Consider the following 21,225-nt stretch of genomic DNA (forward strand, 5'->3'; position numbering starts at 1 on the left):
GGCCCGGGCCGTTCACCTTCCCTTCCGCTTTGCCCCGTTTCATGGTGGCCGGAACGGTGGCCCGCCCGGGGAGGACTAGGGGAGTTCAGCGGGGACGATTAGGGTGAGGGAAGACGCGGCAGGAGTGCCGTGGGCAATGTCCCGAGCCCATGTCGCGGGAACCGCTCGGGGGATCCGGCCCGTCATCCGGATAAGCGGCCCCACGAGGTGTGGATCGGGAAGAAATACCAGCAGCGGGAGGCGTCGTGAACAGCGATCGGGACAGGGTTCGCACCGCGGAGGAGACCTCCGCCGACGAACGCCCCGATGACGGGCACCTCGAGGAGGAGTCCCACAGCACGGGCCAGTTCACCATCGACCACACGCCGCCCGCCTGGTACGCGGGGAGCGGTGTCGGCAGCACCCCGGACGCCACCGGGGGCAGCCGGCCCACCGCGCCGGAGGAGGGGCCGCGGGACGCGGCTCCCGGTGACGTGGTGAGTGGGGACACGATGCAGATCTCGACGGCGGCCGTGCGGAAGGCCGTGGCCGACGCGGAAGGCACGGACGGCACGGAGGAGAAGCCGCCCGCGCCCGCGGGTCCGGCGCCCGCGGCGGGCCCGGTGGGCGGTGGCCTGCCCGGCGGACTGCCGCCGCTACCACCGGACTTCCAGCTCAAGCCGCCCATGCCGGCCGGCGCGCCACCCGCCTTCCCCTCGGCCAACGAGGGGCCCATCGACGCGCAGCGGCCCGAGCCGTCCGACGCGGTGCCGGAGGGCGAGGAGGGCGCCGAGCCGCTGGGCGGTGACTTCACCAGGATGTTCACGCCCGGGCGCGCCGAGGAGCCGGAGAGCCGCGACGTGCGCGTGGAGTTCTCCCGGCCCGCCGCCGAGCCCGAGGTGGACGACGAGCCGGAGAGCGGCCCGGAGCCGGCCGAAGAGGGGCCCGCGGCGTCCGGTCCCCCGGCTCCGCCGCTGGGCCTGTCGCTGCCGCCCGTGCCGTCCGCCGCCGCGCGGGCGGCGGACGGGGAGCGTTCCGACCCCCGGTCCGCGGTGCAGCCGCCGGCCGAGGGCGCCGCGCCGCCCGCCGGGCTGCCGCCCGTTCAGCCGCCGCCCGTGCCGCCGCGGGCCCAGCCGCAGTCGTCGCCGTTCCAGCAGGACGCGACGCCGCCGACCGGGGAGCCCGCCGAGCGGCCGCAGCCGTTCCGGCACGAGCAGAGCGGGGCCCCCTCGGCGCCGCCGGCCGGCCTGCCGCAACAGGCCCAGGCGACGGGCCAGTTCACGTTCCCGCCGGCCGCCGCGCAGCAGCAGCAGCAGAACCCGGCGCCGCCCGCGGGGTTCCCGCAGCAGCAGAACGCCGCCGGCGGCCCGGCCGCGTTCCCCCCGGCACCCCAGCAGCCCAACCCCGCACTCCCCCAGCCCTTCCAACCGGGAGGCGGCAACCCCGCCCTCCCCCAGGCACCCCAACAGCAGCAGAACCCGGCGCCACCCCCGGGGTTCCCGCAGCAGCAGAACGCCGCCGGCGGCCCGGCCGCGTTCCCCCCGGCACCCCAGCAGCCCAACCCCGCACTCCCCCAGCCCTTCCAGCCCGGAGGCGGCAACCCCGCCCTCCCCCAGGCACCCCAACAGCAGCAGAACCCGGCGCTCCCGCAGGCGTACCAGCCGGGCGGCGCTGCCCAGGGCGGCCCGCAGGCGCTGCCCGCCGCGCCGGGTGCCGACCAGCAACAGCAGCAGTACGCCGGGCAGATGCAGCCGGGCGCGCTGGGGTACCAGGCGTCGGTCGAGCTGTCCTCGGACCGGCTGCTCCAGGACCGGCGGCGCAGCAGGCCGCGTTCGCAGGCGGCCAGCAAGCCCTCCTCCCGGTTCCGGCTGGGCGGCAAGACGGCGGAGGCGGAGCGGCAGCGCAAGCTGGACATCATCCGCACGCCGATGCTGAGCTGCTACCGCATCGCGGTGATCAGCCTCAAGGGCGGCGTCGGCAAGACGACGACCACCACCGCGCTCGGCGCGACGCTCGCCAGCGAGCGGCAGGACAAGGTCATCGCGATCGACGCCAACCCGGACGCGGGCACGCTCGGCCGCCGGGTGCGCCGGGAGACCGGGGCCACCATCCGCGACCTGGTCGGCGCGATCCCGTATCTCAACAGCTACATGGACATCCGCCGGTTCACCTCGCAGGCCCCCTCGGGCCTGGAGATCCTGGCCAACGACGTGGACCCGGCGATCTCGACCACGTTCAACGACGAGGACTACCGCCGCGTCATCGACGTGCTCGGCAAGCAGTACCCGATCATCCTGACCGACTCCGGCACCGGGCTGCTCTACAGCGCGATGCGCGGCGTGCTCGACCTGGCGCACCAGTTGATCATCGTCTCCACCCCCTCGGTGGACGGCGCGAGCAGCGCGAGCACCACGCTCGACTGGCTGTCGGCGCACGGGTACGGCGGGCTGGTCCAGCGCAGCATCACGGTCATCTCGGGGGTCCGGGAGACCGGCAAGCTGGTCAAGGTCGAGGACATCGTGGCGCACTTCCAGACCCGCTGCCGCGGCGTCGTGGTCGCGCCCTTCGACGAACACCTGGCCGCCGGCGCCGAGTTGGACCTGGACATGATGCGGCCCCGGACCCGCCAGGCGTACTTCGACCTCGCCGCGCTCATCGCCGAGGACTTCGTGCGGGCGCAGCAGGAGCAGGGTCTGTGGACACAGGACGGAGCCGCGCTGCCGCCGCACATGGCGCCGCCGCTGCCCGGTCAGGCCCAGGGGGCCCAGGGCCAGCAGGGCTATGGCTATCCGCAGCCCCAGCAGCAGGGCTACGGATACCCCCAGGCCCAGCAGCAGCCCCCGCAGCAGCAACAACAGCCGCCGCAGTACGGGTACCCGCAGCAGCCGGGCCCCTGGCAGCCGCCGCCCCAGGCATGAGCCGGGCGGGCTGATCCGGTCCGGGCGGGCCGGATCAGCCCTCGCGGGTGAGCTGGCGCACCATGCGCAGGTCCTCCGTGATCCGCTCCATCAGCGCGTCCAGGGAGTCGAACGCCTCCTGGCCGCGCACGAACGCCTGGAACTCGATGGCCGCCCACCGGTCGTACAGGTCGAGGTCCGTCCGGTCCAGCGCGTGCGCCTCGACGGTCCGCCGCGTGCCGTGGAAGTGCGGGTTGGTGCCGACCGAGATGGCCGCGGGAAGGCGTTCCCCGCCGGCCACCAGCCAGCCGGAGTACACCCCGTCCGCCGGGACGGCCGAGTGGGGCACGGGCTCCAGGTTCGCCGTGGGGATCCCCAACTCGCGCCCGCGCCGGGCGCCGTGGACGACCGTGCCCTCGACGCGGTGCGGGCGGCCCAGCACCTCGGCCGCGCCCGCCACATCGCCCTCGCCGATCAGCCGCCTGGCCAGCGTCGAGGAGAACGCCTCGCCACCGCCCGCCGCGCCCTGCTCGTACAGGTCGATGACCAGCACCTCGAAGCCATAGGTCTCCCCCAGCTCCGCCAGGGTCCCCACGGTGCCCGCGGCCCGGTGCCCGAAACGGAAGGTGGGCCCCTCGACCACCGCGCGCGCGTGCAGCTTCTCCACCAGCACCTTCACCACGAACTCGGCCGGGGAGAGCTGGGAGAACTCCTTGGTGAACGGCAGCACGAGCACCGCGTCCACCCCCAGCTCCGCCATCAGCTCCGAGCGCCGCGGGTGCGGCGCGAGCAGCGGCGGGTGGCTGCCGGGGCGGGTCACCTCCTTGGGGTGCGGGTCGAACGTGACCACCACCGCCGGGACGCCCAGCTCGCGGGCGCGCGCCACGGCCCGGCCGATGATGAGCTGATGCCCCCGGTGGACCCCGTCGTACGAACCGATGGTGACGACGCTGCGCCCCCAGTCCTCGGGGATGTCAGCCATGTCACGCCAGCGCTGCACCGTTTTCGCTCCTCGCCGTTTCTGTGGGCCCTGCCGGTCCAAGGTACCCGCCGTGCCTCGGCGGCCGGGCGGCCGGTTCAGGTGAAGACGGCCAGACTGCGGGACCGGTCGCCCGAGCTCTCGATCAGGGCGATGAAACGGTCCTCGGGGCCGAAGACGGCGACCGGTCCGGCGGGCAGCGGCGGGGTGGTGATGCGCGCGCCGTTGCCGAGGAGGGTGGCCTGCCGGTCGTCGACGTCCCAGCGGGGGAACGCCGCGGCGGCGGCCTCGCCCAGCGGCAGCACCGTCAGCCGCTCGCGCAGCGCGTCCAGCGTGTGCGCCACATCGAGGCCGTAGGGGCCGACCCGGGTGCGGCGCAGCGCCGTCAGATGCCCGCCGGTGCCGAGCGCGGCGCCCAGGTCGCGGGCGAGGGCGCGGATATAGGTCCCGGAGGAGCAGACGACCGTCACGTCCAGGTCCAGCACGGGAACGCCGTCCGGCGTGGTGAGCTCCTGCGCGTCGCGGACGGCGAAGGAGTGGACGGTGACCGGGCGCGCCGGGATGTCCACGTCCTCGCCGGCCAGCACCCGGCGGTAGGCCCGCTTGCCGTCGATCTTGACCGCGCTGACCTTGGCCGGGACCTGCATCAGGTCGCCGGTCAGCCGCGCCACCCCGGCGTCCACGGCCACCCGCTCGACACCCCGGGCGCCGGCGCTCGCGGTGACCTCGCCCTCGGCGTCGTCGGTCACCGTGGTCCGGCCGAGCCGGATGGTGCCCTCGTACTCCTTCTCGGTGAGCGCGAGGTGGCCCAGCAGCCGGGTGGCCCGGCCGAGGCCGAGCACGAGCACGCCGGTGGCCATGGGATCCAGGGTCCCGGCGTGCCCGACCCGGCGCGTGCGCGCGATGCCGCGCAGCACGGCGACGACGTCGTGCGAGGTGAAGCCGGCGGGCTTGTCGACCACGACGAGCCCATCCGTGGTGGTGCGGCTCATCGGCCGGTCAGTCCTCGCCCTCGTCCTCGGCGTCCTCGTCGGCCCGCTCGCCCTCCTTGACGTACGGGTCGGCGCCGCCCGCGTACTCGGCGCCCGCCGAGGCTCGCCGGACCTGCTCGTCGCGCTCACGGGCCTGAACGAACAGATCGTCCAGGTTCCGCGCGGTCTCGGGCAGCGCGTCGGGCACGAACTCCAGGCTGGGCGTGTGCTTCACGCCCGCCGCCGCGCCCACCGCGGAGCGCAGCACGCCCTTGGCGCTGCGCAGCCCGGCCGCCACCTCCTCGCGGTCGGTGTCGTCGCCGTACACCGTGTAGAAGACGGTCGCCTCCCGCAGGTCTCCGGTGACCCGGGTGTCGGTGATCGTCACCCTGGTGCCGAGCCGCGGGTCCTTGATGTCCCGGTGCAGCTTCTCCGCGACCACCTCGCGGATGAGGTCCGCCAGCCTCTTCGCCCGCGCCTTGTCGGCCACTGGTCCGTCTCCTTGCTCGTGCTGTGCTATTCGTCGTGCTCGCCGTGGATCCGCCGCCGCACGGACAGCAACTCCACCTCCGGACGCGCGGCCACCCAGCGCTCGCACCTGTCGAGCACGTCGGTGAGATGCGCGGCGTCCCCGGAGACCACGGCCAGCCCGATCTCGGCCCGGCGGTGCAGATCCTGCCCGCCCACCTCGGCGACACTGACCGCGTACGCGCGCCGCAGTTCCGCGACGATCGGCCGTATCACGGAGCGTTTCTGCTTGAGCGAGTGAACGTCGCCGAGCAGCAGGTCGAAGGACAACGTCCCGGTATACATGCAGTGATCGTAACGGGAGCGGCCGGGGCCGATCGACGGAGTTTCCTCCGGCCGACCGGCCCCGGCCGACTGCGTCACGCGCGGGGCTTCTCCCGCATCTCGTACGTCGCGATGACGTCGTCGACCTTGATGTCGTTGAAGTTCCCGAGGTTGATACCGCCCTCGAAGCCTTCCCGGATCTCGGTGACGTCGTCCTTGAAGCGACGCAGGCCCTCGATGGTGAGGTTCTCCGCGACGACCTTGCCGTCGCGCACCAGGCGGGCCTTGGTGTTCCGCCTGACCTCGCCGGACCTGATGAGGACACCCGCGATGTTGCCCAGCTTGGACGAGCGGAAGACCTCGCGGATCTCCGCCGTACCCAGCTCGACCTCTTCGAACTCGGGCTTCAGCAGACCCTTCAGGGCCGCCTCGATCTCCTCGATCGCCTGGTAGATGACCGAGTAGTACCGGACGTCCACCCCTTCGCGCTCGGCCGCCTGCGTGGCACGCCCCTCGGCGCGCACGTTGAAGCCGATCACGATGGCGTCGGAGCCGGCCGCGAGGTCGATGTCGGTCTCGGTGACCGCGCCGACGCCGCGGTGCAGCACCCGCAGATCGACTCCCTCGCCGACGTCGAGCTGGAGCAGCGAGGACTCCAGGGCCTCGACCGAACCGGACGCGTCGCCCTTGAGGATGAGGTTGAGCTGCTGGATCTCGCCGGCCTTGAGCACCTTGTCCAGGTCCTCCAGGGAGACCCTGCGGGTGCGCTTGGCGAAGGCCGCGTTCCGCTCGCGGGCGGCCCGCTTCTCGGCGATCTGCCGCGCGGTGCGGTCCTCCCCGACGACCAGGAAGTTGTCCCCGGCGCCGGGCACGTTGGTCAGACCCTGCACCAGGACGGGCGTGGAGGGCCCGGCCTCGGTGAGGTTCCGCCCGGTGTCGTCGAGCATGGCGCGCACGCGGCCGTGGGCGTCGCCCACCACCATCGTGTCGCCGACCCGCAGCGTGCCGCGCTGGACCAGCACCGTGGCCACGGCACCCCGGCCGCGGTCGAGGTGGGCCTCGATCGCGATGCCCTGGGCGTCCTGGTGCGGGTTGGCCCGCAGGTCGAGCGCCGCGTCGGCGGTCAGGACGACCGCTTCCAGCAGCCCCTCGATGTTCGTGCCCTGGCGGGCGGAGATGTCGACGAACATCGTGTCGCCGCCGTACTCCTCGGCCACCAGGCCGAACTCGGTGAGCTGTCCGCGCACCTTCGCGGGGTCGGCGCCCTCGACGTCGATCTTGTTGACCGCGACGACGATCGGCACGTCGGCCGCCTTGGCGTGGTTGAGCGCCTCGATGGTCTGAGGCATCACGCCGTCGTTGGCCGCGACCACGAGGATCGCGATGTCGGTCGACTTCGCGCCGCGGGCACGCATGGCGGTGAACGCCTCGTGACCCGGGGTGTCGATGAAGGTGATCGCGCGGTCCTCGCCGTTGACGTCGATCGAGACCTGGTAGGCACCGATGTGCTGGGTGATGCCGCCGGCCTCGCCCTCGATGACGTTGGTCTTGCGGATCGCGTCGAGCAGTCGGGTCTTTCCGTGGTCGACGTGACCCATGACGGTGACCACCGGGGGCCGGGAGACCAGGGCCTCCTCGCCGCCCTCGTCCTCGCCGAACTCGATGTCGAAGGACTCGAGCAGCTCGCGGTCCTCCTCCTCCGGGCTGACGATCTGGACGGTGTAGTTCATCTCGTCACCGAGCAACTGCAGCGTCTCGTCGGAGACCGACTGGGTCGCGGTGACCATCTCGCCCAGGTTGAACATGACCTGGACCAGGGACGCCGGGTTGGCGTTGATCTTCTCCGCGAAGTCGGTGAGCGAGGCGCCGCGGGAGAGCCGGATGGTCTCGCCCTTGCCGCGCGGCAGCATCACACCGCCGATGGACGGGGCCTGCATGGCCTCGTACTCCTGGCGGCGCTGCCGCTTCGACTTGCGGCCACGACGCGCCGGCCCGCCGGGACGGCCGAAGGCGCCCTGCGTGCCACCACGGCCACCGGGACCACCCGGCCGGCCACCGCCGCCCGGACCGCCGCCGAAGCCACCGGGACGGCCACCGCCGCCGCCGAAGCCGCCACCGCCACCCGGACGGGTGCCGGTGCCCGGACGGCCACCGCCGCCGAAGCCGCCGCCACCGCCGCCGGGACGGGGACCGCCGCGGCCGGCGAAGCCGCCGCCACCGCCGCCCGGACGGGGACCGCCGCCGCCACCGGGACGGCCGGCCGGGCCGCCGCCGGGACGACCGCCGGCCGACGGCCGCTGCGGCATCATGCCCGGGTTGGGCCGGCTGCCGCCGGGGCCGGGACGCGGACCCGCGCCGGCGGGACCGCCCTGCGGACGCGGCATGTTGCCCGGGGTGGCGCGACCGCCACCGGGCGCCTGCGGACGCGGACCCGGCCGGTCCTGGCCACCGGGGCGCGGACCGGGCCGCTCCTGGCCGCCCGGCCGCGGGCCGGGACCCGGACGGGGCGCCTGCTGGGGGCGCGCCATGCCGGTCGAACCGCTGGTCGTGAAGGGGTTGTTACCCGGGCGCGGGCCGGCGGGCCGGCCGCCCGGCTTGGGGGCGTTCGGCTTGGCCGGCGCCGGCTTCGGCGCCGGGGCGCCGCCGCCCGGACGGGGACCGGCAGGCCGGGCACCGCCCGGCCGGGGGCCCTGCTGGGCGCCGGGGCGCGGCGCGGCGGGCCGCGACGGGGCCGCCTCACCGGCGGGCGCCGTGAACTCGGGGGCCGCGGGGGCCGCCGGGGTCACGGGGGCCGGCTTGGGGCCGGGCCGGGGTCCACCGGCGGGCTTGGGGGCCGCGGCGCCCGGCTTGGGCGCGGGCGGCCTGGGGGCCATCGCGCCCGGCTTGGGCGCGGCGGGCCGCGGCGCGGCGGGCGCGCCCGGCTTGGCGGGCCGGCGGCCACCGCCGCCGTTGCCCGCGCTGAACGCGTCTGTCAGTTTGCGTACTACTGGCGCCTCGATTGTCGAGGACGCCGAACGGACGAATTCACCAAGTTCTTGGAGCTTGGCCATGACGACCTTGCTCTCCACTCCAAGCTCCTTGGCGAGCTCGTATACCCGGACCTTAGCCACTTCGCTCCTTTACGGTCCGGGGTCGGTCGTCCGCCGGACCTTCGCTACTTCTCGGGCGTACTCATCGCGTACTCATCGAGTGCTCATCGCAATCTCGACCTACTTCCGACTCGCGAGGTACCTACCGTGCGGACCATCCGCGACGGCGCTTCTTACGGTGCTGTCCGGCCGACGACCTGACGGAGCTGCTCCGTGTCAAGCGGTCCCTGGACCCTGAGGGCCCGGGGGAACGCCCGACGGCGGACCGCCAGCTCAAGACAGGCCGGCCTGGGATGCACATACGCACCCCGACCGGGCAGCGTACCGCGAAGATCAGGGACACAGCGATCCCCGATCACCACCACACGCAGCAGACCTTCTCGGGCTGAGCGCTCCCGGCAGCCCACGCATGTACGTTCAGGGCATGCGGACACGTGCGTCCGGCCAGACACTAAAGATTCTACCTCCCCGAGCGCCGGGCCCTCCCAGGTGGGCCCGGGGCAACCGTTCCGAAAACCACGCGGCGGGCGCCGTCATTCCCCGGCGGCCCCCGGCACGGCTCACGGCGCGGGCTGCTCGCTCTGCTCGGTGTCCGGCCGGATGTCGATGCGCCAGCCGGTCAGCCGGGCGGCGAGGCGGGCGTTCTGCCCCTCCTTGCCGATGGCCAGCGAGAGCTGGTAGTCCGGCACGGTCACCCGGGCGGAGCGGGCGGTCGGGTCGACCACGTCGACCTTGGTGACCCGGGCCGGGGAGAGGGCGTTCGCCACGAGCTCGGCCGGATCGTCCGACCAGTCCACGATGTCGATCTTCTCTCCGTGCAGTTCGGCCATCACGCTGCGCACCCGGCCGCCCATCGGGCCGATGCAGGCGCCCTTCGCGTTCAGCCCGGAGCGCAGCGAGCGCACCGCGATCTTGGTGCGATGCCCGGCCTCGCGGGCGATCGCGGCGATCTCCACCGAGCCGTCGGCGATCTCCGGGACCTCCAGCTCGAAGAGCTTCTTCACCAGATTGGGGTGGGTGCGGGAAAGGGTGACCGAGGGGCCACGCGCCCCCTTCACGACCCGCACCACGTAGGAACGCAGCCGCGCGCCGTGCGGATAGTTCTCGCCGGGGACCTGCTCCTGCGGGGGCAGGATCGCCTCCAGCCGGCCGATGTCCACCAGCACGCTCTTGGGGTCCCGGCCCTGCTGCACGATGCCGACGACCACGTCGCCCTCGCGGCCGGCGTACTCGCCGAAGGTGACGTCCTCCTCGGCGTCCCGCAGCCGCTGGAGGATGACCTGCTTGGCCGTGGTGGCCGCGATCCGCCCGAAGTCCCGGGGGGTGTCGTCGAACTCCCGCGGCTCGGCGCCCTCCTCGGCGTCCGCCAGGTCGTCGGTGTCCTCCTTGGCCCAGACCGTCACCCCGCCGGTCGAGCGGTCCAGGACCACGCGGGCCTGGCGGCGGCTGCCCTCGCTGCGGTGGTAGGCGATCAGGAGGGCCGACTCGATGGCCTCCACCAGCACGTCGAGGGAGATCTCCTTCTCCCGGACGAGCGCTTGCAGGGAATCCATGTCGATGTGCACGGCTACGCCTCCTTCAGGCTCTGGTCACCAGCCGGCCGACGGCTGAACTCGAGCTCCACCCGCGCCGCCGCGATATCGGCGAACTCGACCCGGCGGGCCGTGGGTTTGCGGCCCTTCTCCCCCGGAACCTCGAGATCAAGCCCGGTCTCGTCCAGGCCCGTGAGCCGGGCGGTCAGCTCGCCGCCCTCGCGCAGCCGGAGCCGGACCAGGCGGCCGAGGGAACGGCGGTAGTGCCGCGGCTCGGTCAGCGGCCGCTCCGCGCCGGGGGAGGTCACTTCGAGGGTGTAGGGGGCGCCGCCCATCGCGTCGCTCTCGTCGAGCGCCGCGGACACCGCCCGGCTCAGCTCGGCGCATGCCTCCAGGCCCACGCCGCCGTCCGCGTCCACCACCACCTGGAGCACCCGCCGGCGCCCGGCCGGGGTGATCCTGACGTCCTCCAGGTCCAGCCCGCGCTTGCCGGCCAACGGCTCCAGCAGCTCCCGCAGCCTGTCGATCTGGGTGGAACTCATCCGGGTGACTCCTCGGCCGCGTGTGCTGTTGTGGGTTGGTGCGTCTCGGGCGCTCTCGCCAACAGCCTATCGCCTACGGCACGCTACGCCGACCGACGAGAAGAGGCGCCGGGCACGCCGGTGGGAGGGGCGGCGCCGGGATAGGCGCAGCGCACAGGTACGCTCACGGGGCGGTGATCTCTCCGGCCGGGTCCGCCGACGCCAGGCGGGGCGGTACGGCGCCGAGGGCCACCGCAGCCCAACGGTCCACTTGCGAAGAGTCGGGGAAGCCATGTCCTTCGGCATCTCCTCCGGCGTCCCCAGACGCGCACTGCTGGCGAGCTGTCTGCTGGCCGGCACGCTGGCCGGGTGCACGTCCGGGGGCGGCACGGGGTCCGGCGGCCGGGCCGCCGCCGTCAGCACACTGGGACTGCGCCGCCGGGCGGCCCGCGACAGCACCGCGCTGCTGGCCCGCTACGACGCCACGGTGGCGGCCCATCCCTCGCTGGCCCGCTCGCTGTCGCCGTTCCGCGAGATCGTCGTCGAGCATCTGTCGGCGCTCAGCGAGGCCGACGCGGCGACGACCGGGGCGGCCGGGTCGCCGCCCGAGGTGCCGGGCGAGCCGGCGCGCGCGGTCTCCGCGCTGGTCGACGCCGAACGGCAGGCCGCGGACGAGCGGCTGCGCGCGCTGGGCGACGCCCCGCCGGAGCTGGCGCGGCTGCTGGCGTCGCTGGCCGCCGCCGGGGCGGCCCAGGCCCATCTGCTGAGCGAGGTCACCGCATGAGCGAGAGCACCCCCGAGCTGAACGCCGCGCAGGCCGCGCTGGCCGCGGAGCACGCCGCCGTCTACGGCTACGGCGTGGTGGGCGCGCGGATCGGCGAGGAGCGCGGCGCGGAGGCGCGCGAGGCGCTGACCGCGCACCGGTCGCGGCGCGATTTGCTGCACCGGGCCGTGCGGGACCTGGGCGGCGCGCCGGTGGCCTCGGCGGCCGGTTACGCGCTGCCGTTCGAGGTCACGGACGGGGCGAGCGCGGTGGAGCTGGCGGTGGAGCTGGAGACTCGGCTCGCCGGGGCGTACGCGGACCTGGTGCTCGCCTCGGAGGGCGAGGCCCGGCGCGGGGCCGCGGCGGCGCTGCGCGAGACGGCCGTGCGGGCGGCGCGCTGGCGCGGGCACGGCGAGCCGTTCCCGGGGCTGGCCGAGTACGCGGAAGAGGGGCGGTGACCGTGCCCGCGACCCTGTCCCCGCTGCCGCCGCAGCGGCTGGCCCGTGCCCAGGGGGCCGGGGCCGGCGACTGGCTGGCCGGACTGCCCGCGCTGGTCGAGAAGTTGCTGGGCCGCTGGGAGCTGACCGCCGAGCGGGTGGTGGCGCCGGGCGGGCGGAGCAGCGTGCTGGTGCTGGTGCGCGAGGCGGACGGCGGGCGCGCGGCGCTGAAGATCTGCGCGCCGGACGCCCCGGCCGCGCTGGAGGAGGCGGCGCTGCGGCACTGGGACGGGCTGGGCGCGGTGCGGCTGCTGCGAAGTGCGCCGGAGGACGGCGCGCTGCTGCTGGAGCGGCTGCACTGCGAGACGTCGCTGCGTTCGCTGCCGGACGCCAAGGCGATGCTGGAGGCGGTCTCGACCGCGCGCCGGCTGTGGGTGGAGCCGGGTCCGGGGCATCCGTTCCCGTCGGTGGAGGCGCGGACCGGGCGGCAGGCCGAGCTGATGCGCGCGGCCGGGGCCGGCGAGGAGACGGGGCCACTGGTGGCGGAGGCGCTGCGGACCCGGGCCGAGCTGGTGGCCGACGCGGGGGAACGCCTCCTGCTGCACGGCGACTTCCGGCAGGGCAGCGTGCTGGCGTCGGACGCCGAGCGGGCGCCCTGGCTGGCGGTGGGGCCGGAGCCGGTGGTGGGCGAGCGCGCCTACGATCTGGCGCGGCTGGTGCGGGACCGGCTGCACGACCTGGTGGCCTCGCCGGGCGCGGCGGCCATCACCCGGCGGCGCGTGACGCGGCTGGCGGAGTCGGTGGAGGTGGACCCGGAACGGGTGCGCGGCTGGGCGCTGTTCCGGGCCGTGGAGTCCGGCGTCCGGCATCTGGCGGCCGGGCAGCGGACGGACGGCGAGATGCTGCTGGAGTTCGCCACCTGGCTGTGACCGCCGCCGGTCAGGGCGAGGCCCCCGACCGGTCGGCCGGCGCCAGGTGCCGGGTCAGGAAGGCGGCGACCGTGTGCCAGCCCAGCAGGATGGGCCGGTCCGCTCTCTCGCGCGACGACAGCAGGACGGCGCCCCGGCCGACGGCGGGGTGGGTGAGGAACTCCTGCCACTGGCCGTGGGTGCCGCGGGGCAGCCCGATGAGTTCGACGTGTCCGCCGCGCTCGCGGGCGGCCCGCAGCAGCAGTTCGCTCTGGCCGTAGGGAACGAGGGGATCGCGCCGCCCGTGCAGGAGCAGCACGGGCGGGTGGTGGGCGCCGGCGTGGGTGAGAGGACTGGCACAGGTGGCCCGCTCGGGGAGCGAGTGCAGGGGGCCGCCGAGGAGCCGGGACTCGGGGGAGCTCGGGTCCCGGTGGCTGCTGAAGCCGCCGGAGGACCAGCGGATCAGCGCCTCGCGGACGCCGGGCGGGGCCTGCTCGTCCATCCGGAGCAGGTCCGCCGGCGGATAGAACGCGACCGCCGCCCGGACCGCGCGGGGGCCCGCCGGCTCGGGCGCGTCGCCGGTGAGGGCGGCCATCAGCGCCAGCCAGCCGCCGGACGACTCCCCCATGACGGCGAGGCGGCCGGCGTCCAGGTGGAGGGCGGCGGCGTTGTCCCGCAGCCAGCGGATGGCCGCCTCGATGTCGTGCACCTGTCCCGGGAACGGAGTGTGCCGGCTGGAGCGCACCGCGACGCCGGCCACCGCGAAGCCCCGGCCGCCGAGCGCCGCGGCCACCGCGCCGGTGCCGTCCCGCCCGCTCTCCTCCAGCCAGGCGGAGCCGTGCGACCAGTCGACCACCGGCCAGGGCCCGGGGCCGTCCGGCACATGGAGGTCGAGCAGGTGGCCCCGGCTGCCGGGCGGGTGCGCGGGGGCGTAGGCGATGTCCGTGTGGACCGGGCTCATGCGATCGGCAACCCCGTGTAGTTGTCCGCCAGTTCGGTGGCGAGCGCGGAGGACGAGGCGATCCGGTGGAGCTGGGCGAGCTGGAGCCGGGGCTCGAAGGGCTGCTCCGGGTCGGCGTGCAGCAGCGACGTCATGTACCAGGAGAAGTGCTCGGTCTGCCATACGCGGCGCAGGCAGGTGTCGGAGTACTGGTCCAGCAGGTCGGCGGAGCCCGTGGAGTTGAGGTGGGCGAAGGCGCGGGCGAGGACCGCGACGTCGGCGAAGGCCAGGTTGAGGCCCTTGGCGCCGGTGGGCGGGACGATGTGGGCCGCGTCGCCGGCCAGGAAGACGTTGCCGTGGCGCATGGGCTCGAAGACCGAACTGCGCAACGGGACGACGTTCTTGGCGGTGATGGGGCCGCGCTGGAGCTTCCAGTCGGCGTCCACGGCGAAGCGCTCGTCGAGCTCGTCCCAGATCCGGTCGTCGGGCCAGTCCTCGGCGCGGGTGCCGTTGGGTACCTGGAGGTAGAGGCGGGTGACGGTGGGCGGGCGCATGCTGTGCAGCGCGAACCCGCGCGGTGAGTGCGCGTAGATCAGCTCGTGGCCGGAGGGCGGGACGTTCACGAGGATGCCCAGCCAGGAGGAGGGGTGGATCCGGTCGTAGGTGCGCGCCACCGACGCGGGGACGCACGTCCTGACCACGCCGTGGAAGCCGTCGCAGCCGACGACGAAGTCGCAGGAGAGCGTCTTCTCGCGGCCCTCGTGGGTGAAGCGGACGGTGGGCCGGGCGGTGTCGGCGCCCTCCACCGCGTGCACCTCCGCCTCGAACAACAGCGGTGCGCCGGGCTCGGTGACCGCGCCGCCGGTGACGACGCGGGCCACCGGAACGTCGCTGCGGGTGCCGTCCGGTGCCGCCACCACCTGGACGTCGAGGACCGCGGGGTGGGCGGCGACGGCGCGCTCGATCTCCAGCGGGCTGACCATCTTCCCAGCGACGTTGATGATGTTCCGCAGGCGGCCGAGGAGGCGGACGCGCCCGCCGTCCAGCACGGCGAGGTCGCCGGTCCGGTACCACTCGCCGTCGAGTTCGAGGGGGACCACCCCGGACGGCCCGAGATAGCCGACGGCCAGCGCGTCGGTGCGCAGCAGCAGTTCCCCGCCCTGCGCCACGCCGTCGACCGGCTCCAGCTTCGCGGTGACGCCGGGCAGCGGGGTGCCGACGTCGCCGTCGGTGAACGCGGGGTGGGCCCGGGCCAGCGAGATCGCGCCGGTCTCGGAGGATCCGTAGCCGTTGTAGACGTCGAACGCGCAGCGCCGGGCGAGCACTGTCGCGACCTCGGCGGGCAGCGGCGAGCCGGAGGACACCGCGCGCCGCAGGGCGGGCAGGTCCGGGGGCCCGGCGGAGCCGGCCAGCAGCCGGCCGTGGAACGGGAGGGCGACCAGGGATTCCGCCCCGTGGTCCCGTACCGCGCGCAGCAGCTTGGACAGGGTGGTGCGCGGCTGGCTGAACCGCGTGCGCGCGCCGTACAGCAGCGGGGCGATCAGGCCGTAGGTGAAGCCGTAGGGGTGGAAGACGGGCGCGCTGACGACCACCGGCACGTTCTCCCCGTACGGCATGAAGGCTCCGATGCGGTAGCAGTCGGCGAGCACGACGGCGGCCCGGCGCACCACGCCGGTGGGCGCTCCGGTGGAGCCGGAGGTGAGGAAGATCTGGGTGCCGGCCGGTATCCCGGGCGGGACCTCGGGCTCGTCGGGCTCGGTGATCCACAGCGGGAGCGGGCCGTCCGCGCCGAGGGTGGGCAGGGTGTCCGGGAGGTCGTCCGGCGGCGTGTCGCGGACGACGGGGGCCGCTGGGTGACCGGCAGTTCCGGGTCGTGGTGCAGGACGGGGACGGTGGCGAGGTCGCAGGCGAGGGCCGTCACGGCGCGGGCCGGTGGGCCGGCGGCGTGGGCGATCACCAGGGCGGGCGGGCCCGGCCGCGGGTCAGCTCGTCGGCCAGGCGCTCGGCGGCGGTCAGCAGCTCCCGGGCGGCCCACTCCCGGCGGGCCCACACGAGCGCGGGGCGGTCCGCCCGGCCGGCGGCCTCGCGCACGGCGGCGAAGATTCCGGCGGCGGTCACGACTGGTCCCCGGACGGGCCGTGGGTCAGGACGAAGTCGACCATTTTCTCCACGGAATCGAAATTCTCGAAGGAAATCTGATCGTCCTCGAACTCGACCTCGAATTCCTCTTCCAGCCAGGTGAGGAGCTCCAGCAGGGCGAGCGAGTCGAATCCACCGCGGCTGTTGAAGGAGCCGATGCCGCGTCCGGTTCGCCCGGGGTGAGCTGCGCGGAAATCGCCTGCTCCAGGTATCTGCGGTGGTAGGCGTCCGCGCGCTGGGCGTGCCGGGCCTGCGCGGGCTGCTGCTCGAAGTCGGCGATGTGGCGCGGCTGCCACACCTTGGGCAGCACGGCCGCCGGGTCCAGGCTGAGTTGGCGGATCCCGCATGACCCACTCGGACCCTTCGTCCCGGCGACGCGTGCCGGGGATCTCCAGACGGCGTTTGTTCAGCGGCGCAACGGGTGCGTTCGCGGGCACGGCCCTCACCGCCGCGGCCTGGGCGCCCTATGTGCTGGCCTCCGACGGCAGCGCGGCGAAGACCCGGCCACTGCCGATCCCGCCCCTGCTCAGGCCCCGGCGGCGCGAGGGCACCTCCGTCTTCCGGCTGGACATGCGCCGCGGAACGCACGAGGTCCTGCCCGGTGTCCGCAGCAACACCATGGGGTTCAACGGCTCGTTCCCGGGCCCGACGATCCGGGTGCGCGACCGGGAGCGCGTCCGCGTGGAGATCACCAACCACCTCGGCGAGGACACCACCGTCCACTGGCACGGCGCGCACGTACCGCCGGACGTCGACGGCGGCATGCAGACGACCTTCGCGAACGGGAACTCCTGGGAGCCCGAGTTCACCGTCAATCAGGAGGCGGCCACGCTCTGGTACCACCCGCATTCCATGGGCACCTCGTCGAAGCAGATCGCGCACGGCCTGGCGGGCATGATGATCGTCGACGACGACTCCGCCGCCTCCCGGGCGCTGCCGCACCGCTACGGCGTGGACGACATCCCCGTCGTCCTCCAGTGCCGGGCCGTCGACCCCGCCGGGGCCCTGAAGTACGACTTCACCGGCTACAACGAGGAGGGCGTCCTCTTCCCCGTGCTGGTCAACGGGGTGAACGTCGAGGACACCACCCTCACCCTGCGGGCCGCCCGGTCCCGGCTGCGGCTGCGCTTCCTCAACGCCTCGCTCACCGACGTCTTCACCGTCTCGCGCGCCGACGGCCGCCCGCTCACGCAGATCGCCACCGAGGCCGCCTACCTGCCGGAGGCCACCGAGGTCGAAACTCGATCCGCCTGGTGGCGGCCTCCCGCGCCGAGATCGTCATCGACGCGGCGGACGCCGTCCAGCTCCAAGCCGTGGTGGAGACCGCCTGGGTCGAGGGCGGCAGCGGCACCTACCCCTTCCTGCGGATCACGCCGCCCGACCGGTACCGCCGGCCCCCCGCCCTCCCGGCCCGCCTCAACACCGTGCCGCGCTTCGACACTTCGGCCCTCACCTCGCGCGAGGTGACCCTGACCTGGAACTTCACCCCCCAGGGCATGGGCATCAACGGCATCGTCGGCACCTCGATGGAGGCCATGATGTCCAACGTCATCCACGTCCGGCTGGGCGACACCGAGGTGTGGGACATCGTCAACACCACCGGGCTGGAGCACTCCTTCCACCTGCACGACGTGCCGTTCCAGATCGTCTCCGTCGACGGGGTCCCGCCGACCGGCGTCGACCTGGGCTGGAAGGACACCGTCGAGGTCGGGCCGGAGTCCACCGTGCGGATCGCCATGCGCTTCACGGACTACGCGGACGACGAGTACATGTACATGATCCACTGCCACCTCTCGCCGCACGAGGACGAGGGAATGATGGCCCTCCTCATGGTCATGGACGAATGAGAAATCAACGGGAAACGAATGAGCGGCCTATCGATGGCCTCCAGGGCACCTATAGGTCATCGATAGGCAGCCCATAGAAATCGAAGCGCTTCACCGAATTTCCTTGCGGAGCCGGGTCGGAACGTCGTCCACCGGCAGCTCGAAACGGACTCCGGTGCGGCGGTCCTGCAACTCCACGCGCCCCTCGGGGGCGCCGCGGCCGGCGATCAGGATGGTGGGGACGCCGATCAGTTCGGCGTCGGCGAATTTCACGCCCGGGGAGACTCCCGCGCGATCGTCCACCAGCACCCGGATTCCGGCCGCGCCGAGGCGTTCCCCGAGGTCGCGGGCCAGCTCGGTCTGCACGGCCCGGCCCGCGGCCACGATGTGCACGTCGGCCGGGGCAACCTCCCGGGGCCAGCACAGGCCCCGCTCGTCCGCCGTCTGCTCGGCGAGGGCGGCCACGGCTCGCGAGACGCCGATGCCGTAGCAGCCCATGGTGACGCGGACGGGCCTGCCGTCGCGGCCGAGGACATCGAGTCCGAAGGCGTCGGCGTACTTGCGGCCCAACTGGAAGATGTGGCCGATCTCGATGGCCCGGTCCAGGTTCAGCCCCGCGCCGCAGGCCGGACAGGGGTCCCCCGGCTCGGCGACGACCACGTCCAGGTACCGGTCGGCCTCGAAGTCGCGCCCGGCCACCACGTACCGGGCGTGGGCACCCGGCTTGTTGGCGCCGGTGACCCAGGCGGTGCCGGGGGCGACGCGCGGGTCGGCGAGATAGCGGAACGCCTCGCCCGCCATCCCCTGGGGGCCCACATAGCCGCGCACGAGGTCGGGCCGGCCGGCGAAGTCCTCGGCCGTGACCACCTCGACGGTCGCCGGGGCCAGGTGCTCGGCCAGCTTGCCCAGATCGACCTCGCGGTCGCCCGGCACGCCGACCGCGGTGATCTCGCCGTCCACCTTCACCAGCAGGTTCTTCAGGGTGGCCGACGCGGGCACCCCGAGCCGGGCGGCGAGCGTCTCGATGGTCGGGGTGTCCGGGGTCGCCACCTCCTCCAGGGGCGGGTGGCCGGCCGGGTCGGCGGCCGGGACGCTTACCGCCACGGCCTCGGTGTTGGCCGCGTAGCCGCAGGCCGGACAGTGGGCGAAGGTGTCCTCACCGGCGGCGGCGGGCGCGAGGAACTCCTCGGAGGCGGAGCCGCCCATCGCGCCGGAGACGGCCGAGACGATCCGGTGGTCCAGGCCCAGGCGGGTGAAGATCCGGATGTACGCCTCGCGGTGCCGGCCGTAGGCGGCGGCCAGTTCCTCGTCGGTCAGGGCGAAGGAGTAGGAGTCCTTCATCAGGAACTCCCGGCCGCGCAGGACGCCGGAGCGGGGGCGGGCCTCGTCCCGGTACTTGGTCTGGATCTGGTAGAGCGTGACCGGCAGGTCGCGGTAGGAGGTGACCTGGTCCTTCACGAGCTGGGTGAAGATCTCCTCGTGGGTGGGGCCGAGGAGATAGCCGCCGCCCCTGCGGTCGGTCAGGCGGAACAGCAGGTTGCCGTACTCGGTGTAGCGGCCGGTGACGTCGTAGGGCTCCCGGGGCAGCAGCGCCGGGAGCAGGACCTCCTGGCCGCCGATGGCGTCCATCTCCTCGCGGACGATCCGGGCCACGTTGTCCAGGACGCGCTTGCCCAGTGGCAGCCAGCTCCAGATCCCGGCGGCCGAGCGGCGCACATAGCCGGCGCGCACAAGCAGCCGGTGGCTGCGGGTCTCGGCGTCGGCCGGGGCCTCGCGCAAGGTCTTGAACAGGATGCTGGAGAGGTACGACACGCTTGCTGCCATGACCGGGGAGCGTAGCGGCGGATCGGCGGGCGGCGCCAAGGAGTTATGGCCGAAGGGTCAGCGGCGCAGGGGGAGTTCGGCGCCCATCACCGCGTACGGGCAGGGCGCGGAGGGGAACAGGACGCGGCGGGCCAGATCGCGGTAGCCGAGCTTGCGGTACAGCGCGCGGGCCGGGCTCTCCGTGTCGATGGCGGACAGGATCGACCGCGGCTCGGTGGCGCTGTCGGTCAGGGTGGTGATGAGCCGGCGGCCTATCCCCCGGTGCTGGTAGGCGGGCAGCACGTGGAGCTCCGTGATGGTGAACGAGTCGTCCAGCCAGGCGTCGTTCCCCGCGCGCCGCAGATAGGGCTCGACGACGCTGGACCACCACTGCGCGCGGTCGTTCGGCATGCCGTAGACGAAGCCGACGAGCCGGCCGTCGGCGTTGGTCGCGCCCAGCGCGCGGGCGCCGGGGCTGGCGAGGTGGCGCAGCACGATGTGGTGGCGGACCGCCACCTCCTCGGCGCTCAGTCCGAACGCCTGCGCCTGCACGTCCAGCGCCTCGTCCACCGAGGCCGCGAGGTCGAGCGGCGCGACGACGATGTCCCGGGCGTCCGGGGCGGCTCCGCCGGCGGATGGTGTCATGCCGGGAGGCTAACGTGCCCGGCCGGGGAAGTCGCGTCCGGTCCCGCGAATGCTCAGAACAGCACGCTCATCAGGGTGCCGGAGCGGGTGAACCCGAGGCGGCGGTAGACGGCGAGGGCGGGCGCGTTGAAGTCGTTGACATAGAGGCTGACCAGTGGGGCCGTCTCGGCGAGGGCGTGGGCGAGGACGGTGGCCACACCGGCGGTGGCCAGGCCCTGGCCGCGGCGGTCCGGCGCGGTCCACACGCCCTGGAGCTGGCAGACCTCGGGGGTGACGGCGCCGATCTCGGCCTTGAAGACGACCCGGCCGTCCTCCACCCGGGCGAAGCAGCGGCCGGTGCCGACGGTCTCGGCGACCCGCGACTGGTAGGCGAGCCCGCCGTCCTCGGCGCCGAGCGGCGAGATGCCGACCTCCTCGGTGAACATCGCGACGGCGGCGGGGAAGACGAGGTCCATCTCGTCCTTGCGCACCCGCCGCACCAGCGGGTCGGGGGTGATCCCGGCCGGCATCGTGCGGGTGACCAGCAGCGGCTGGCGCGGGCGGAGCTGGCGGGCCGGGCCCCAGTGCGGCTCCAGGCGGGCCCAGAGCTGGGCGGTGGGGCCGGCCGGGCCGACCAGGGAGGAGCAGCGGCGCCCCTCGCGCAGGGCGCGGTCGGCGAAGGCGCGCACGGCCGCGGTCCCGGCGCGGATGGGGACGAGATTGGCGCCGGCGTAGCAGAGGGAGGTGAGCCGGCCGCGGCGGTAGTACCCCCACATCTCGCCGCCCAGGTAAGGGCGTTCCAGCCTGGATTCGAGGACTCGGGCGGTCACGAAGGCGTTCGCCACGGGATCCTCGTTGAGCACGGTCAGCGCGTCGCCGAACTCGCTGGGGTCCAGGACCCGAGTGGTTGACGTGGTCAGCACGGAGCGGGGCCTTGTGTTCTCGGGGACGTGAGTGCCCGCACCCTATCCCGGTCACCGGCCGCGCGGGATCCTCCCGCGGAAATCCCCGCGGTGGCCCGGGCC

The 21,225-nt window shown here is 74.1% G+C and carries 20 protein-coding genes and 2 pseudogenes; 6 read left to right on the forward strand and 16 right to left on the reverse strand.

Annotated elements, in window-relative coordinates:
* Positions 1–245 precede the first annotated feature (245 nt).
* Positions 246–2,897, forward strand: a complete 2,652-nt coding sequence (locus tag RM590_RS00080; RefSeq protein WP_311702164.1) for an SCO5717 family growth-regulating ATPase — start codon at positions 246–248, stop codon at positions 2,895–2,897.
* Positions 2,898–2,931: 34 nt separating this feature from the next.
* On the opposite strand, the gene RM590_RS00085 is transcribed toward RM590_RS00080, so the two are convergent.
* The 8 genes from RM590_RS00085 to rimP form a co-directional block, all read right to left on the reverse strand.
* Positions 2,932–3,876 (reverse strand): bifunctional riboflavin kinase/FAD synthetase, encoded by a 945-nt coding sequence (locus RM590_RS00085; protein WP_311702165.1) that lies wholly within the window; start codon positions 3,874–3,876, stop codon positions 2,932–2,934.
* 77 nt (positions 3,877–3,953) lie between these two features.
* Positions 3,954–4,847, reverse strand: a complete 894-nt coding sequence (gene truB / locus RM590_RS00090; protein WP_311702166.1) for a tRNA pseudouridine(55) synthase TruB — start codon at positions 4,845–4,847, stop codon at positions 3,954–3,956.
* Between the two features lie 7 nt (positions 4,848–4,854).
* Positions 4,855–5,316: a 30S ribosome-binding factor RbfA gene (gene rbfA / locus RM590_RS00095; RefSeq protein ID WP_311702167.1), complete on the reverse strand. Its 462-nt coding sequence runs from the start codon at positions 5,314–5,316 to the stop codon at positions 4,855–4,857.
* A gap of 26 nt (positions 5,317–5,342) precedes the next feature.
* The gene (locus tag RM590_RS00100; protein ID WP_311702168.1) at positions 5,343–5,639 is read right to left on the reverse strand and encodes a DUF503 domain-containing protein; all 297 of its coding nucleotides are present in this window, start codon (positions 5,637–5,639) and stop codon (positions 5,343–5,345) included.
* Between the two features lie 74 nt (positions 5,640–5,713).
* Positions 5,714–8,728, reverse strand: a complete 3,015-nt coding sequence (gene infB, locus RM590_RS00105) for a translation initiation factor IF-2 (protein ID WP_311702169.1) — start codon at positions 8,726–8,728, stop codon at positions 5,714–5,716.
* A gap of 152 nt (positions 8,729–8,880) precedes the next feature.
* On the reverse strand, positions 8,881–9,159 hold the full coding sequence (locus tag RM590_RS00110; protein WP_311702170.1) for a YlxR family protein: 279 nt from the start codon (positions 9,157–9,159) through the stop codon (positions 8,881–8,883).
* Between the two features lie 108 nt (positions 9,160–9,267).
* Positions 9,268–10,272 carry a transcription termination factor NusA gene (nusA, locus tag RM590_RS00115; RefSeq protein WP_311702171.1) on the reverse strand — a complete coding sequence of 335 codons (1,005 nt, stop codon included), beginning with the start codon at positions 10,270–10,272 and terminating at the stop codon, positions 9,268–9,270.
* 2 nt (positions 10,273–10,274) lie between these two features.
* Positions 10,275–10,781, reverse strand: coding sequence for a ribosome maturation factor RimP (gene rimP / locus RM590_RS00120; RefSeq protein WP_311702172.1), 507 nt, complete (start codon positions 10,779–10,781; stop codon positions 10,275–10,277).
* Between the two features lie 271 nt (positions 10,782–11,052).
* Between rimP and RM590_RS00125 the strand changes: the two genes are divergently transcribed.
* From RM590_RS00125 to RM590_RS00135, 3 genes are read left to right on the forward strand one after another with little or no spacing between them, the layout of a single operon-like run.
* Entirely contained in the window at positions 11,053–11,544 is a 492-nt protein-coding gene (locus tag RM590_RS00125; protein ID WP_311702173.1) for a hypothetical protein, read from the forward strand.
* Positions 11,541–11,981 (forward strand): ferritin-like domain-containing protein, encoded by a 441-nt coding sequence (locus tag RM590_RS00130; protein ID WP_311702174.1) that lies wholly within the window; start codon positions 11,541–11,543, stop codon positions 11,979–11,981. Before RM590_RS00125 ends, RM590_RS00130 begins: the two co-directional genes overlap by 4 nt.
* Positions 11,978–12,889, forward strand: a complete 912-nt coding sequence (locus RM590_RS00135; RefSeq protein WP_394813748.1) for an aminoglycoside phosphotransferase family protein — start codon at positions 11,978–11,980, stop codon at positions 12,887–12,889. The genes RM590_RS00130 and RM590_RS00135 overlap by 4 nt, the downstream gene beginning before the upstream one ends.
* A 10-nt stretch (positions 12,890–12,899) precedes the next feature.
* On the opposite strand, the gene RM590_RS00140 is transcribed toward RM590_RS00135, so the two are convergent.
* From RM590_RS00140 to RM590_RS00160, 5 genes and pseudogenes are all read right to left on the reverse strand, one after another.
* Positions 12,900–13,829 (reverse strand): alpha/beta hydrolase, encoded by a 930-nt coding sequence (locus tag RM590_RS00140; RefSeq protein WP_311702175.1) that lies wholly within the window; start codon positions 13,827–13,829, stop codon positions 12,900–12,902.
* Positions 13,826–14,713 (reverse strand): annotated as a pseudogene (locus tag RM590_RS00145) (4-hydroxybenzoate 3-monooxygenase); the annotation flags it as partial. The gene RM590_RS00140 and the pseudogene RM590_RS00145, both read right to left, overlap by 4 nt.
* 219 nt (positions 14,714–14,932) lie before the next feature.
* Positions 14,933–15,715: pseudogene (locus RM590_RS00150) on the reverse strand (AMP-binding protein); the annotation flags it as partial.
* A 46-nt stretch (positions 15,716–15,761) separates the two neighbouring features.
* The gene (locus tag RM590_RS00155) at positions 15,762–15,926 is read right to left on the reverse strand and encodes a hypothetical protein (protein WP_311702177.1); all 165 of its coding nucleotides are present in this window, start codon (positions 15,924–15,926) and stop codon (positions 15,762–15,764) included.
* Positions 15,923–16,294 carry a phosphopantetheine-binding protein gene (locus RM590_RS00160; protein ID WP_311702811.1) on the reverse strand — a complete coding sequence of 124 codons (372 nt, stop codon included), beginning with the start codon at positions 16,292–16,294 and terminating at the stop codon, positions 15,923–15,925. The genes RM590_RS00155 and RM590_RS00160 overlap by 4 nt, the downstream gene beginning before the upstream one ends.
* Positions 16,295–16,349: 55 nt before the next feature.
* Between RM590_RS00160 and RM590_RS00165 the strand changes: the two genes are divergently transcribed.
* Together RM590_RS00165 and RM590_RS00170 are read left to right on the forward strand one after the other, a co-directional pair.
* Positions 16,350–17,414 carry a multicopper oxidase family protein gene (locus RM590_RS00165; protein WP_311702178.1) on the forward strand — a complete coding sequence of 355 codons (1,065 nt, stop codon included), beginning with the start codon at positions 16,350–16,352 and terminating at the stop codon, positions 17,412–17,414.
* Positions 17,411–17,794 (forward strand): multicopper oxidase domain-containing protein, encoded by a 384-nt coding sequence (locus RM590_RS00170; RefSeq protein ID WP_311702179.1) that lies wholly within the window; start codon positions 17,411–17,413, stop codon positions 17,792–17,794. Before RM590_RS00165 ends, RM590_RS00170 begins: the two co-directional genes overlap by 4 nt.
* Positions 17,795–17,884: 90 nt before the next feature.
* Here RM590_RS00170 and RM590_RS00175 read toward each other — a convergent pair whose 3' ends face one another.
* Genes RM590_RS00175 through RM590_RS00185 form a run of 3 tightly spaced genes read right to left on the reverse strand, consistent with a single transcriptional unit; the run spans position 17,885 to position 21,123 of the window.
* Positions 17,885–19,597 carry a proline--tRNA ligase gene (locus RM590_RS00175; RefSeq protein WP_311702180.1) on the reverse strand — a complete coding sequence of 571 codons (1,713 nt, stop codon included), beginning with the start codon at positions 19,595–19,597 and terminating at the stop codon, positions 17,885–17,887.
* A 57-nt stretch (positions 19,598–19,654) separates the two neighbouring features.
* Positions 19,655–20,221 carry a GNAT family N-acetyltransferase gene (locus tag RM590_RS00180; RefSeq protein WP_311702181.1) on the reverse strand — a complete coding sequence of 189 codons (567 nt, stop codon included), beginning with the start codon at positions 20,219–20,221 and terminating at the stop codon, positions 19,655–19,657.
* Between the two features lie 53 nt (positions 20,222–20,274).
* On the reverse strand, positions 20,275–21,123 hold the full coding sequence (locus RM590_RS00185; protein ID WP_311702182.1) for a GNAT family N-acetyltransferase: 849 nt from the start codon (positions 21,121–21,123) through the stop codon (positions 20,275–20,277).
* Between the last annotated feature and the right edge of the window lie 102 nt (positions 21,124–21,225).

The sequence above is a fragment of the Streptomyces litchfieldiae genome (assembly GCF_031845365.1).
Classification (GTDB): Bacteria; Actinomycetota; Actinomycetes; order Streptomycetales; family Streptomycetaceae; genus Streptomyces; species Streptomyces litchfieldiae.